The sequence below is a fragment of the Bacillus sp. FJAT-45066 genome (genome assembly GCF_002335755.1).
In the GTDB taxonomy this organism is placed as follows: Bacteria; Bacillota; Bacilli; order Bacillales; family Bacillaceae_I; genus Bacillus_CD; species Bacillus_CD alkalisoli.
In genome coordinates this window covers 1962067-1975415 of the sequence record NZ_NISQ01000001.1, presented here as the reverse complement: position 1 = coordinate 1975415, position 13349 = coordinate 1962067, and the positions used below count along the sequence as shown (strand labels likewise).

15 protein-coding genes and 1 pseudogene are annotated in these 13349 nt (G+C 35.2%); 11 read left to right on the top strand and 5 right to left on the bottom strand.

Annotated elements, in window-relative coordinates; genetic code table 11:
• Positions 1–5 precede the first annotated feature (5 nt).
• Together prpE and CDZ92_RS10075 are read right to left on the bottom strand one after the other, a co-directional pair.
• Complete coding sequence (prpE, locus tag CDZ92_RS10080) at positions 6–746, bottom strand: bis(5'-nucleosyl)-tetraphosphatase PrpE (protein ID WP_255249805.1); 741 nt, start codon at positions 744–746, stop codon at positions 6–8.
• Positions 747–761: 15 nt separating this feature from the next.
• Positions 762–1949, bottom strand: coding sequence for an FtsW/RodA/SpoVE family cell cycle protein (locus CDZ92_RS10075; RefSeq protein WP_096155115.1), 1188 nt, complete (start codon positions 1947–1949; stop codon positions 762–764).
• Positions 1950–2099: 150 nt separating this feature from the next.
• On the opposite strand from CDZ92_RS10075, the gene CDZ92_RS10070 reads away from it, so the two are divergent.
• Both CDZ92_RS10070 and CDZ92_RS10055 read left to right on the top strand, forming a co-directional pair.
• The gene (locus CDZ92_RS10070) at positions 2100–4163 is read left to right on the top strand and encodes a cation:proton antiporter domain-containing protein (RefSeq protein WP_176483749.1); all 2064 of its coding nucleotides are present in this window, start codon (positions 2100–2102) and stop codon (positions 4161–4163) included.
• Positions 4164–4699: 536 nt separating this feature from the next.
• Positions 4700–5716, top strand: a pseudogene (locus tag CDZ92_RS10055) (NERD domain-containing protein).
• Here the strand turns inward: CDZ92_RS10055 and CDZ92_RS20495 are convergent.
• A complete protein-coding gene (locus CDZ92_RS20495; protein ID WP_096155111.1) occupies positions 5678–5938 on the bottom strand; it encodes a deaminase in 261 nt (86 codons plus the stop codon). The pseudogene CDZ92_RS10055 and the gene CDZ92_RS20495 sit on opposite strands and share 39 nt — an antisense overlap.
• A gap of 60 nt (positions 5939–5998) precedes the next feature.
• Here CDZ92_RS20495 and fabI point away from each other — a divergent pair, with 60 nt between their 5' ends.
• The 3 genes from fabI to CDZ92_RS10035 all read left to right on the top strand — a co-directional run bounded on the left by fabI (position 5999) and on the right by CDZ92_RS10035 (position 8709).
• Complete coding sequence (fabI, locus tag CDZ92_RS10045) at positions 5999–6769, top strand: enoyl-ACP reductase FabI (RefSeq protein WP_096155110.1); 771 nt, start codon at positions 5999–6001, stop codon at positions 6767–6769.
• Between the two features lie 131 nt (positions 6770–6900).
• Positions 6901–7386 (top strand): CotO family spore coat protein, encoded by a 486-nt coding sequence (locus CDZ92_RS10040; RefSeq protein WP_096155109.1) that lies wholly within the window; start codon positions 6901–6903, stop codon positions 7384–7386.
• 837 nt (positions 7387–8223) lie between these two features.
• Positions 8224–8709: a hypothetical protein gene (locus CDZ92_RS10035; protein WP_096155108.1), complete on the top strand. Its 486-nt coding sequence runs from the start codon at positions 8224–8226 to the stop codon at positions 8707–8709.
• Positions 8710–8711: 2 nt separating this feature from the next.
• Here CDZ92_RS10035 and CDZ92_RS10030 read toward each other — a convergent pair whose 3' ends face one another.
• Entirely contained in the window at positions 8712–9113 is a 402-nt protein-coding gene (locus tag CDZ92_RS10030) for a CotY/CotZ family spore coat protein (protein ID WP_096155107.1), read from the bottom strand.
• A gap of 138 nt (positions 9114–9251) precedes the next feature.
• A complete protein-coding gene (locus tag CDZ92_RS10025; RefSeq protein ID WP_096155106.1) occupies positions 9252–9761 on the bottom strand; it encodes a CotY/CotZ family spore coat protein in 510 nt (169 codons plus the stop codon).
• A 298-nt stretch (positions 9762–10059) separates the two neighbouring features.
• On the opposite strand from CDZ92_RS10025, the gene CDZ92_RS10020 reads away from it, so the two are divergent.
• From CDZ92_RS10020 to spoVAD, 6 genes are all read left to right on the top strand, one after another.
• Positions 10060–10434, top strand: coding sequence for an SET domain-containing protein (locus CDZ92_RS10020; protein WP_096155105.1), 375 nt, complete (start codon positions 10060–10062; stop codon positions 10432–10434).
• 282 nt (positions 10435–10716) lie between these two features.
• Positions 10717–10857, top strand: coding sequence for a hypothetical protein (locus CDZ92_RS19980; RefSeq protein WP_157842744.1), 141 nt, complete (start codon positions 10717–10719; stop codon positions 10855–10857).
• Positions 10858–10919: 62 nt separating this feature from the next.
• Positions 10920–11273 carry a DUF1360 domain-containing protein gene (locus CDZ92_RS10015; protein WP_096155104.1) on the top strand — a complete coding sequence of 118 codons (354 nt, stop codon included), beginning with the start codon at positions 10920–10922 and terminating at the stop codon, positions 11271–11273.
• Positions 11274–11390: 117 nt separating this feature from the next.
• Positions 11391–11846, top strand: coding sequence for a YhcN/YlaJ family sporulation lipoprotein (locus CDZ92_RS10010; RefSeq protein WP_096155103.1), 456 nt, complete (start codon positions 11391–11393; stop codon positions 11844–11846).
• 16 nt (positions 11847–11862) lie between these two features.
• Positions 11863–12339 (top strand): stage V sporulation protein AC, encoded by a 477-nt coding sequence (spoVAC, locus tag CDZ92_RS10005; RefSeq protein ID WP_096155102.1) that lies wholly within the window; start codon positions 11863–11865, stop codon positions 12337–12339.
• On the top strand, positions 12339–13346 hold the full coding sequence (gene spoVAD / locus CDZ92_RS10000; RefSeq protein ID WP_096155101.1) for a stage V sporulation protein AD: 1008 nt from the start codon (positions 12339–12341) through the stop codon (positions 13344–13346). Before spoVAC ends, spoVAD begins: the two co-directional genes overlap by 1 nt.
• Positions 13347–13349: the final 3 nt, after the last annotated feature.

The window sequence follows — 13349 nt, the reverse complement described above, 5'->3', positions numbered from 1 at the left end:
GCTGTTTAATCAAACGATCTAAACTTTTCTTCTACAAAAGGCATGGAAGAAGCAACAGACACAACTTCCATTTCTGGGTATCGAATCGCACTTAAATGTCCGCCAAATACAGCCCCAGTATCAATGTTTACTGTTTTATTAATAGTCCTTACATCTTTAACAGGTGTGTGACCGTAAACAACCCAAGCCTCCCCGTCATAGTGACGAGCCCAATCACGTCGAACTGGCATGCCGCTTTCTTCAAATTCGCCAGTAATATCCCCATATAAAACAAATGTTTTCACTTTTTTAGATGCTGATCCGATATACTCTTTTTTAATTCCTGCATGACAAACAACAAGTTTTCCGCTATCTAATACTTCATATAAAGAGGCATTTTCATACAATTTCATAAACATTTCAGCTATGTTCTTTCGTTCATGAGGAGTCAAAAGCTCTAATTCCGCAACCGTTGTTTCTAATCCATGTGTTACTTGCACTTTATTTCCTAGAAGATAACGATATAGTTTATTGCAATGGTTTCCAGGTACGTAATGTGCTAAATCGTGTTGAACAAGCGAATAAACAAATGAAATGACCTTTAATGAATGTGGACCACGATCTGTTAAATCCCCAACAAACGCTAACTTCCGCCCTTTTGGATGAATGGCTTTTTGACCATCTATCCCATATCCAAGCTTTATAATAAGCTGTTTCATTTCATCGTAACACCCGTGAACATCGCCGATAATATCAAACTTTGTCACTTCTTTCTCTCTCCTTTATTTAAACATATAGTTTTTCGTCCGTGCGAATACGTTTAATACTAACCCAATACATATCATATAAGATACGAGAGAAGACCCTCCATAACTAACAAATGGCAATGGTAATCCTGTAATAGGAAGTAATCCAACAGTCATTCCTATATTTTGGAAAACCTGAAAACTTATCATACCAACAATTCCTGCACAAATGTAACTCCCAAAGTAATCATGACATTGCAAAGAAATAGAAACAATTCTAAAGATCAAGAAGAAAAATAGTGCAATAACAATACTTGCACCAATAAATCCGAACTGTTCGGCTATCATTGCAAAAATAAAGTCTGTATGTGCTTCTGGCAGGGAAACTTCCACATGACCTAACCCAGTCCCATATAATGTTCCAGCACCTATGGCTTTTAATGACTGAACTAATTGGAATCCATAAGCATCTTGATGTTGATACGGGTCTAACCAACCCCAAACTCTTCCTAGTTGATACTCATGGATGATGTATTTATTAAAAAAAGCAGGAAAGCGAAGATAGCTAAAAACTAAACTTGAAAAAGTCACAATTCCAACACCGAATATAGTTAGTAATATACTCCAGCGAACTTCTGAAATAAGTAAATAGGTTAAAAAAATAGCTCCGTACACCATTGTCATTCCTAAGTCAGGTTGTCTAATTAACAATAGTGTTGGCAGTATAAATAGTAAAGCCAATTGACCTAACAATATCCATTCGCTTCTTAATAACGCTTCTCCTTCTAGTTCTTTCTCCATAAGTTTCTTTTTATTTTTAGATAGTAAAATGCTACAAGCAATAATATAAGCCACTTTCATAAATTCAGAAGGTTGAATATTTCCGATGCCAGGTAGCCGATACCAACTTGTAGCTCCGTTTAAAGTTTGAACATAGGATGACAAAGGTAATTCTAACCCAATTAATAAAACTAATCCAAAACCATACAAGTACATACCAATCATTTGAAATCGATCATAATCGATAAATAAACATGCTCCACCTGCGAAAATACCTACTGAATACCAAAAAAATTGTTTATGTACGAAAGAAATGGGTTGAAGTTTAGTTGGAAGAGTAGGTTGTATGGAAAGTAACATAATAAAACTTATGATGGCTAACAGAAAGATTGTAAAAAGTAACGTATAATCAATCTTCCAACTTACGACAGAATCTTGTTCCATTTCTTCACCCTCTTTTTTTTCCATTTATTAAAATTTTTTTTCTAACGAGCAGTTGTTCATGGTATACTTTTTCATTAGTAAAGTATTTAACATACTAATTGTTTATACATAAAAGAATGTCTATTAGTAGAATAGATAGGAGGATTTTACTTGTTTGACTTACCAATCAAAGAACCTGTTCTAATCTTTGGTATCGCTATGATTATCTTTTTTATCTTTCCCTATTTGATGAAATTATTACGAATACCGGGTTTAATTGGGCCCATCCTAGCTGGAGTAATAATCGGGCCAAATGGCCTTGGAATTTTAGAAAGAACACAAACGATAGAATTATTAGGAACAGTAGGTTTATTATTTATTATTTTCATTGCTGGACTTGAAATGGATTTAGATGGATTTAAGAAATATCGGAGCAGAAGTATTGTGTACGGTTTTCTTTCTTTCTTTATTCCACTTGCTCTAGGAACAATAGTTACTTTGTTGTTAGGCTATAGTCTAGCCGCAGCTATATTAATAGGATCCATTTTAGGCTCCCATACTCTACTAGGCTATCCAATCGCAAGCCGACTTGGTATTGGCAAAAATAAAGCTGTTACAACTGCTGTCGGTGGAAGTATTTTAACAGACACTTTTGCCTTGTTGGTTCTAGCTGTAATAACTGGTGCAGCGGCAGGTCAGCTTGACATGTACTTTGGGGTTAAATTGACGATTTCACTCATTGTATTTGTAGCAATTATCTTTATTGGCACACCTTTTGTCTCGAGATGGTTTTTCCGAAATGTCACGACAGAAGGGCCGGTCGAATTCACGTTTGTTATGGTAATGTTATTTTTGGCTGGGTCACTTGCTCTTCTGGCAGGTCTTCAACCAATCATCGGAGCATTCTTAGTCGGCTTAGCACTAAATCGCTTTATTTTCGACCAAGGTGCTTTAATGAACAGAATTAGATTTACTGGAAATGCTCTATTCATTCCATTCTTTTTATTAAGTGTTGGAATGTTAATGGACCTAAGGGTGTTGTTTGGGAACCCAAAAGCTTGGATTTTAACGGGCTTAATTGTTGTAAGTATATTAACAGGTAAGTATGTAGCTTCCTTCATTACTTCCAAGTTATATAATTACACACCAACGGAAAGAATTGTTGTGTTCGGATTAACGACACCGCAAGCTGCCGCTACATTAGCGGCAACATTAGTAGGATTCAATGTTGGTTTACTGGACCAAGCTACAGTTAATGGTGTAATTATTATGATTTTAATTACATGTATAGTTGGCCCTTATATTGTAGAAAAATTTGGACGAAAACTTGCGCTATTAGAAGCACAAGAGCCATTTAAAAAATCGGATGCACCAGAGAGAATTTTAATTCCCGTTGCAAATCCAAACACAATGAATTCATTATTAGATTTAGCTTTCTTAATCCGAAAATCAAAAACGCAGGAAAACCCACTCTATGCCTTAAGTGTAGTACAACGTGACATGTTTTCAGCTGAAGGTGATGTAGCGAAGGCTGAAAAAATGTTAGAAAATGCTGTTTCCTACTCAAGTGGTGCGGACGTTCCGATGAGGGTGACAACTCGTGTTGATCGAAATATTGCAATTGGAATAAACAGAGCAATAGCGGAAGAGCGAATCACGACGCTAGTAGCAGGTTGGAACGGGGAAAGAACAACTCCTCAAAAGATTTTTGGTGGAGTTATAGACCAAGTGTTAGATCAAACAACTATTTCTGTATTGATATCTAAACTAGGTCATCCATTAAATACGACGAAACGAGTTGTCCTTATATTACCGATGGGAATAGACCATAAAACAGGATATTGGGATGCACTTTCTACAGTGAAGAATATTGCTGCTACATTAGGAGCAACGATGCATTGCTACGTGATTAAAGATTTTCCTGATACATATAAAGCACACATGAAGGAAGTAAAGCCTAATCCGCCAACTGTTGTAGAGTGGGTAGAAGGCTGGACAGCTTTATATGAAACGAAGTTAGATACATTTATGTCAGATGATTTAGTAGTGGTGTTAAGTGCGAGGAAAGGTACTGTAGCATGGCACCCTCAGCTAGAACGAGTACCAAATAAATTAGCAAAAATTAATCCAGAAAGCTTTATTATCCTTTATCCTGCAGAAGGTAAAGAAGACTTAAGAGGTACTCGCGGCACAGAGGTACCGAAAGAAGTAATGTTGTCGAAGGATTACGATTAATGAAATATTTTGACCCACGTTCGTTACTTTGAACGTGGGCTTCTTATATATTTGATTAAAATTAAGGCAATATAGTAATAGTAAAAGTGACCGAAGCGAGGTGTGAAGTGACCGAAGTGAGGTGCAAAGTGACCAAAGTAAGGTGCAAAGTGACCGAAGCGAGGTGCAAAGTGACCGAAGCAAGGTGCAAAGTGACCGAAGTAAAGTGCGAATGGACCGAAGCGAGGTGCAAAGTGACCGAAGTGAGGTGCGATGTGACCGAAGCGAGGCTCGAATTGACCGAAGCGAGGTGCAAAGTGACCGAAGCAAGGTGCAAAGTGACCGAAGTAAGTACAAAGTGACCGAAGTGAGGCTCAAATTGACCGAAGCGAGGCTCGAAATGACCGAAGCAAGTTACAAAATGACCCAAAAGTAAGAATAAAAAAACTCAAAATATATATCTTACAACAAATTAAATCTAGTACTTTTTAATAGAAAAATACAGAAAGAAAATATATAATATAATTGTAAAAACCAATTGGAAAAGGAGGTTGCCTATGATCTTAAAAGACGCAACAGTTACAACTTATCATGAGAGACTAATTGTTGGTGATAGGAGAATTTCTGACAAATGCAAGGCTAAATCGCAATTAACATCTGAGCTTGGTAAGAAAAATGCAGGCTTAAAAGGGGAGAAATCTCTAAATTACTATCTATCATTTCTTCCAAAAAACGAACATATAGTACTTCATAATTTAAGACTTCAAAACGAATCAGGATACTTCTACCAAATAGATGCTTTAGTTTTTTAAAAAAGCTACTTCATAATGGTTGATGCCAAACATCATACAGGGAAGATAATCTACGATGCAAATTTTAAGCAGCTTTTTCAAGAAAAAAATAGTTTAAGTGAAGTAATTAATGAACCTCTCCAACAAATAGACCGGCAATTAATGCAGTTAAAAATATTTTTAAACAAACAAATAAAAAATTCGCCTAAGATTTACCCATTTGTTGTATTTACCAATCCCTCTGTACAACTCGCAATGACTCCAGAACAAGCTACTAAACCTTCAAATCTTATCAGACTAGAAAGTTTACCATCTACATTAAAAAAACTAGAAATGCAATCTCAAAAAGAATTATTTACGATTAATGAATTAAAGCAATTAGCGAAAACATTAATTAAAAAAGACACTCCTTACGATGCTGATATTATTACTAAATTTAATATAACAAGACATGATATTTTAACAGGTGTACATTGCCCGGAATGTATGAGTTTAAAAATGAAAAGAGTTGTTTTTAAGGCTGTTTGGATATGTCCTTTTTGTCAACACCCTAGTAAAAACGCACACATGCAATCTTTAAGAGACTACTCCCTTTTATTTGGTTCAAAAATCACTAATAAAGAAGCTAGATGGTTCTTAGAGATTCAATCAGATACAGTAGTCAAAAAGATTTTAAAATCAGTTTGTAAAGAAAAAACAGGGAAAGGCAGTGCAACAGTTTATTACTTAGAGTTCAACAAAATTTCAAATGCTAAGAACGACAAAGAAGTCTTTAAAAATTAATATAATCAAAATCATACGTGATTGCACAATAGCCCTTGCGAATATTGGACAAGACTCTAATGTTACGTATAAAGTAGTATCCTCTTGTCGCCTGGAACCAATATCTTCACAAGCTTCCTCTATTGCCAAATCTTCATTATGCATTATAGAACGTTGGCTAGTTTCCCTTCTATTAAATCCGGTGTCGAAAGTATTACTAAAAAAATGATTTTTAATCTTCATTCTCTTATGCTATAATTAGCACTAGGTACTAATAACTTATATAAATAGGAGGATATAAAAGTGAATTTATCCTTAGATGGTAAAACATACGTAGTAATGGGTGTAGCAAACAAAAGAAGTATTGCTTGGGGAATTGCACGTTCTTTGCATGATGCAGGGGCACGTTTAGTTTTCACATATGCTGGCGAGCGTTTAGAAAAAAATGTACGTGAGCTTGCTGAATCATTAGATCGTAACGATTCTATCGTACTACCTTGTGATGTTACAAATGACGAAGAGGTACACACATGCTTCCAACAAATTAAAGAGCAAGTGGGTTCTATCCATGGTATCGCTCACTGTATCGCTTTTGCTAATAAAGAAGAGCTTCAAGGCGATTACATGAACACAACTCGCGAAGGATTCCTTTTAGCGCACAACATTAGTTCTTACTCTTTAACAGCTGTTGCTAAAGAAGCAAAAGATTTAATGACAGAAGGCGGAAGTATTGTAACGCTTACTTACCTTGGTGGAGAAAAAGTGGTGCCAAACTATAACGTAATGGGTGTGGCAAAAGCAAGCCTTGATGCGAGCGTAAAATATTTAGCAAACGACCTTGGAAAGCATGGAATTCGAGTTAACTCCATTTCAGCTGGACCAATCCGTACACTTTCTGCAAAAGGTGTTAGTGATTTTAACTCGATTCTTAAAGAAATCGAAGAAAACGCACCTCTTCGCCGTGTAACAACACAAGAGGAAGTTGGAGATACAGCTTTATTCTTAATGAGCAATCTATCACGTGGTATTACAGGGGAAAACATCCACGTTGATTCTGGATATCATATTTTATAAAAAAATGAAGGACTATATTTGTAGTCCTTTTTTTCATGAACAAAAACCACTATTTTTTGAAAAAATCCAACAATATAGGCACAAACCTAGTCACACTTTCATAAGATTGATTAGAGAAGGGAGATGGTATATTGAAAGAGAGTAAACATGTAACAACAAATCCTGTTATGTATATTGCTCAACCGAATTTAAATATTCCAAGTCCAAAAATGCAAAATAACTTTATTAGTGAAAAAATGAGTACAGATAAGCCAAAACCTGTATTAGTTGATGAAGATTTTGTAGAGTATAATCAAGAAAATGCTACGGATAAAGAGCAGGAAGAAGTGGTATTAGATAAAGGAAAACAGCTAATTGAAGGAAGTGAATCTAAAAAAAAAGTTGCTACAAAACCTTTAAAAGAAATGACAATTGATGAAAAAGTAATATACTTAACAAATTTGCCTAAATATATCACCCATATTCCTTGCTTAATTGTTGTAGAAAACGAAAACATAGTTGGGTATATAAAAGAAAGAGTGAACGACACTATACTTGTTGACTTATCAACGGATTTATCTCTTGCAGTTATTGATATTAAAGACATTAAAGAAATTCACCTATATGTAAGAAAATAAAGGAGAGTATACCTCCTTTATTTTCTTTTAACGAGATTAGTTGGAATTTGCTGCTGTCAAGCTAACAATTACACCTTTGAAGATTCATTTGCTTAGTAGCGGTTATAGTTTACAACACAGTATTTAGATTTAGCTTTCAATAATAAGACATGGTCCATGTTAGAAAGGGAGCTTATTCATTCTAACACCAAGGATAAGTATCTAGTAACAACAGATGCTCTTGAAACGCCTCATGTTGACATCATCAGAGATAATTGTGTCACTGTAACTAAAGAAAAGGAACAACAGTAATACCATTCCTTCCTAAAGAAGGCGAGCAAAGTCTTATCGTACAAATAAGAGTAAATAAAATATGTCTAGCTACATCTTTCAAAGATAACTAGCTAGTACATACTAGCATTTCATTTGCAATGTTAATTAGTAGCTAAACGAAATACTCTGTTGGACTATTACAATGTTTCCTATTAAAGTTTATTGTTAAACGACCTGTGCTAAAACCTGATAATTATTTCTAATTCTAATTCTTCTCCTTTTAAGAGTTTCATAAAGTGATTTGTTTATATTCTTTATAACTTGTTCAAAACTAGTTTTATTATGATTGTTTGCTAGATTAAAAAATTCTAACTAAAGAGTTTAGGGGTTCAAGTACCTCTAAAATCATTATTTAATGGTACATTCCGATTGTGTGGAATGTGTCTTTTTTTTATCTATAAATTAATACAGTAAAGGCCATTGAATGTGTGATAACGACTATGGGAAACAGAAGTGAATGGAAAAGTAGGTACCAAAGAGTAAGTCGTGCATAAATATAATGTAGTAATCATAGGAGGGATCTCTTTGATAAAAAAACAACAACAGATTAATCATGCACCATTAATGTACATTGTAAGTCAACCAATAGAAGTCACTTCAAGGAAAATGCAGGAGGAATACCGTTTCAAAGTAAAAGGGAAAAAGAAAGGAGAAGCGGGAACTTCGGAAGAGTCGAACATGCAAAATAGAGAAGCACATATCGTAAAGGCGGAAGGGGATATATCGATAGAAGAGACAACATACAAACCTTACAGAATCTACAAAAAAGAAATGACTTCTCAGGAATTTTATGATTATTCTATTGAAGAAAGGATAGAATATTTGTCATCCCTACCGCCTTATTTAAAACATATTGTACTGGAGTTTAAAATAAACAAACGTATCGTTATCGGCAAAATATATACCTATCAAAGGGAAGAAAAAACTTTAATGATTTTAAATACGAATAATTTAAATCTACTGCCAATTAAGATCGAGGATATTCAGTACTTGAAAATAATTAGTTTATAATTCTATTCCACTAAATCTGGGTTTAGTGTTTGTATTCCTCCCAGTATAGTAATGTCAACATCAATAAATTGGTTAGTTTTGCGCAGACTAGCAACTTCACAGATTTCTTTCGAACTATATGATTCTGAATATTCTGGCTTTAGGAGCTTAAGAACAACATAATCATTTTGTATATGGTCAACACGAAAAAAGGATGTAGTAAAAAATTCTTCGTTCCCTTTTGAGATATTTCCAAATACTGTAAAAGGTTGGCCGGTTTTTAAATACAGTAGAAGAGGAATCGTATCTTTAACCGGTTTAACTAGAAATAGCTTACTAAACCAAGCAGGTTCTTGTATATTTTTCTGTATAAAGAGAATCTGTTGAAGTTTAGATGTAAAATAACTTTCCTTGCCATGTTTCATGGTTCTCACCTCGTTTAAGAGAGTAATAACGTATTATATGTAAAAAAAACTAACTTATGAACAAAAAACCAGGCGCAGCAGATACTGTACCTGGTTTTTTGCTCATATCATTTTTTGGGAAATGTCCACATTGTTTTATTATGCTCTTGGTATGTTTACTGCTGGTAAGCAAACGATACCGCAGAAGCAAGTGCAGTCGATAGTGATGCAAATTCCTGTTCTTTCGAAGTCTTCTATATCGATCGTGTCTGATGAAGGGCAACCTTTTCCTTTTCCTTTAGGATTTTCTACGCCGCATAGTAATTCTAAGACAGCACAGCCGTTGTTATCAACAGATTTAACTCTGAAGAAAGTAGAAGTAGCAGATTCTAGTAGGGTTGCACTTCTGCGTCTATAACCTGTTGCCTGGAATACAGTTCCACATGTATCTTGGGCAGATGCACCTGGTCTTGTATTAGCAGTAGTACAGATTAACTGAACTGGAATTGTATTAAATCCATTTGTACGAGCCCCACCTACTAATTCTCTAAGAGATCTTTCACAGCTAGACTCACAACAATCACCTACATTATCGCTTTGTTCTGCTGCAATAGCTGCAAGAATATCACATACGCAACTGCCTGTGTTGAAATCCTTTCCACAACTCATTTATTTTTCCTCCTTATTAATGATCTTTGACCTTTCGTCTTTAACAGAATATGCATCGAAGAATGTTTAGTGAGGGTGTTCACCCATTATAGAAAAGAAAAAATAATTGTTTAAGATAGTAGTTTTAACAAATTGAAACTATAATTACCATTAAAAATCAGCATCGGAAGGCACCCATTTCAATACTTGACTCTAATGAGTCGGTAACATCATTTGCCGCCTGGAATATGATATTATATGCTGCGGAAAGTGGTTGTTTTAAGTTGTTTTCATTTGTTTAAAGTTAGGAGAGAATTGTATGCTCGAGGTAAAAAATAGTCCTGGAAAAGGAAGAGGCGTTTTTGCAACTTTACCGATTGAGGAAGGTGTATGTTTTGAAAGTTCACCAGTTTTAGAAATACCACAAGATCAAAAAAGACTAGTAAAAAAATCAGTAATAGCAGAATACTATTTCATTTGGGGTCCCAATGGCAAAGATAGGGCACTCGCTTTAGGGTTTGGTTCTCTATTTAACCATTCTTACCAGCCTAATGCATTTTTTGAATTAAATCATGAAAGCAACACGATTGACTTTTATGCATTACGACCAATTTCAATTGGAGAGGAAATTACTATAAATTATAATGGAGTACCGGATAGTACCGCTCCAGTATGGTTTACTATAGTAGATTAAAGAAAATCTAATTCTACTACTGCTTCCTATAACCAGTAATAAATGGATTAACCTCACAAATACAGTTTAGTAATCGTGATGGAGCCCTTTGCACAAATTATTATTCGCCATAAATAAATCAACTTACACTAAAGTATATAGCATGTATGATTACTTGGTGTATACAATACGTCCCTTTTCTTTAGAATAGGCGGTTGAAATAGGCAAAAATCTAAAACCTTTTTTATATTTAGAATATATTAAAATATCTTTATTTTAAAATATAGAGAGGGGGAAATGTCGATGTTTAAGCCCTTTAAGAAACATAAAATAAGAGGAGAGCAAATTCACCAAGAAGAATCGAAAGAAACCACACCACTACAAAGGAGAAAGCCTAAAGTGAGTGGGTGTGGTTGCGGTAAAAGAAAGAAACGTAATTATTGAAGGTAATATCAAGCGGTTTCGGCTGTTTTTCTTTTGTGTGAAAAATAACGGGAGAGTGGAAAATGGACTTTAATACATTTTGGTTTATATTACTGGTATTAGCGGTCTTTCGATTAACTCGTCTAATTGTTTACGATAAAATTAATAATTTCATCAGACGTCCTTTTCACGATGTGGTAGAAGAAGTAAATGAGGATGGGGAAGCAGAAGAATATATAGTGATCAAAGGTAAGGGAGTTCAATCTTTCATTGGAGAATTATTAAGTTGCCATTGGTGTGTAGGTGTATGGATTGCTATTCTGCTATTCATAGCTTTCACATACTTTCCTTTTATCGGAAAACCAATTCTTATAGTTTTCGGTGCGGCAGGTGTAGCTGGACTAATAGAAAGCCTTAATTTAAAACTGATGGATTAAAGGGGTAGATGTACTACTCCTTTTTTGTATTTTCCTAATGATTACGAAATTACGTACATAATTTCATACATCTGTTAAATATTAAAAGATAGAGAATGGTAAAGTGTGGTGTGAAAAATGAATAAGTTGTTTATTTCGGTTACTTGTTTGTGTACATTCCTTATAACCGGATGTGGATATAATCAGGCAGAAAGTGAACGAACGAATATGGAAGTTACAGCCACATCAAATACTTCTCAAACCCAACAGCAAAAAGAAGAAAAGGCAGAAAATATTGCTCTTCAATTTCCTGAAATGAAGCAAGCCAAAGCAATCTCCTCAAACGGGGAAATGATTGTAGCAATTCAAGTAAAACAAATGCAAAAATTTTTCACTGAATCTATAGAAAAAAAAGTTAAAGAGCAGTTGAAAAAAGAGTTTCCTGAAAAAGAGAAAATCTACGTTTCCCACGATTTGAAAATATGGTTTGAAGTACAAAAGTTAGACCGAGCTCGCCAAGAGAATAATCTTGATTCAAAAGAAATAGAAAAGAGATTTAAAAAGCTAAACAAATTGAGAAAAGAAAAAACATAAAGGAGTATTGTTTCTCATGGCTAGTAAACAAAGTAAAACAACACCAGAACAACAAGCATATCAACAATTTGAACAGCAGAGAGAAACAAAACGGCCAGTTTTACAAAACTGTATTCGAGCATTTTTGATTGGCGGGCTTTTTTGTATTGTAGGACAGGCTATTCAATTAAGTTACATATACTTTTTTGGCTTTACCGAACAAACAGCAGGAAATCCGACTGTTGCAACGATGATCTTCATCTCCATGTTGTTAACAGGTTTCGGAGTTTACGATCGCATTGCCCAAGTTGCTGGAGCAGGGAGTGCGGTACCAGTAACAGGTTTCGGAAATGCAGTTGTTTCTGCTTGTATCGAACATAAAACAGAAGGATTTGTATTAGGAGTTGGAGCTAATATGTTTAAATTAGCTGGCTCAGTAATTTTATTTGGTGTGTTTTCGGCATTTGTCGTTGGCTTGATTAAAACAATGCTTATTCAATGGGGCGGTTTGTAATGTTAAAAGGAAAACAATCATGGGAGTTTGCCAATAAGCCATATATCGTGTCTACGGGAACGGTAGGAGGACCATTTGAAGCAAATGGAAAGATTGCAGATGATTTCGATATTCTACATGAAGATTTATGGCTACAAGAAGATTCATACGAAAAAGCACATCGAAAACTTCTAGAAGAAGCAAGTGATCTTGCCATTAAAAAAGCCGGAATACAAAAGGGTAACGTACAATTCTTACTAGCTGGTGACCTCATTAATCAGATGACTCCTACCAACTTTGCTGCGGAAAAATTGTCCATTCCTTATTTAGGTTTATTTGGAGCCTGTTCAACTTCCATTGAAGGGTTAGCTTTAGCAAGTTTTTTAGTGAATTACGGTGGAGCAAAGCATGTACTAACAGGTGCATCTAGTCATAATGCAGCAGTTGAAAAACAATTTAGATATCCAACGGAATATGGCGGACAAAAACCACCCACTGCCCAGTGGACAGTAACAGGTGCTGGCGTAGCTTTAATTAGTAATGATGGCGTTGGCCCTCAAGTAACTTCTGCCACAATAGGAAAAGTAATCAATATGGGCCTTTCCGACCCATTCAACATGGGTGGTGCTATGGCACCTGCAGCAGTAGATACAATCAAAATGCACTTCCGAGATTTAAACCGAGAGCCTTCTTACTACGACCTTATTGTAACAGGGGATTTGGGGGAGGTTGGTAGAATGGTTTGTATGGATATGTTAAAAGAACAAGGTTTCTCTGTAACTCCTTCACAGTATCAAGATTGTGGTCTACTTATTTATAAAGAAAATCAACCCGTACTATCAGGAGGAAGTGGAGCCGGTTGTTCAGCAACTGTGTTTTACGGTCATTTGCTCAATCGAATGAAAAAAGGAGAATTTAAAAGGATATTGGTCGTTGCTACAGGTGCTTTACTCTCTCCGCTTTCCTTTCAACAAAAAGAATCTATTCCGTGTATTGCACATGCTGTTTCTGTAGAATTTGGAGGTTGACAT

What these genes read in the sequence shown, in the direction of transcription:
- CDZ92_RS10020 (WP_096155105.1), top strand. Translation starts at nt 10,060, where the DNA reads ATGCTCGAGGTAAAAAATAGTCCTGGAAAAGGAAGAGGCGTTTTTGCA.
- CDZ92_RS10030 (WP_096155107.1), bottom strand. Translation starts at nt 9,113, where the DNA reads ATGAAACATGGCAAGGAAAGTTATTTTACATCTAAACTTCAACAGATT.
- CDZ92_RS20495 (WP_096155111.1), bottom strand. Translation starts at nt 5,938, where the DNA reads ATGAAGATTAAAAATCATTTTTTTAGTAATACTTTCGACACCGGATTT.
- CDZ92_RS10015 (WP_096155104.1), top strand. Translation starts at nt 10,920, where the DNA reads ATGGACTTTAATACATTTTGGTTTATATTACTGGTATTAGCGGTCTTT.
- CDZ92_RS10025 (WP_096155106.1), bottom strand. Translation starts at nt 9,761, where the DNA reads ATGAGTTGTGGAAAGGATTTCAACACAGGCAGTTGCGTATGTGATATT.
- spoVAD (WP_096155101.1), top strand. Translation starts at nt 12,339, where the DNA reads ATGTTAAAAGGAAAACAATCATGGGAGTTTGCCAATAAGCCATATATC.
- spoVAC (WP_096155102.1), top strand. Translation starts at nt 11,863, where the DNA reads ATGGCTAGTAAACAAAGTAAAACAACACCAGAACAACAAGCATATCAA.
- CDZ92_RS19980 (WP_157842744.1), top strand. Translation starts at nt 10,717, where the DNA reads ATGTTTAAGCCCTTTAAGAAACATAAAATAAGAGGAGAGCAAATTCAC.
- CDZ92_RS10010 (WP_096155103.1), top strand. Translation starts at nt 11,391, where the DNA reads ATGAATAAGTTGTTTATTTCGGTTACTTGTTTGTGTACATTCCTTATA.
- CDZ92_RS10075 (WP_096155115.1), bottom strand. Translation starts at nt 1,949, where the DNA reads ATGGAACAAGATTCTGTCGTAAGTTGGAAGATTGATTATACGTTACTT.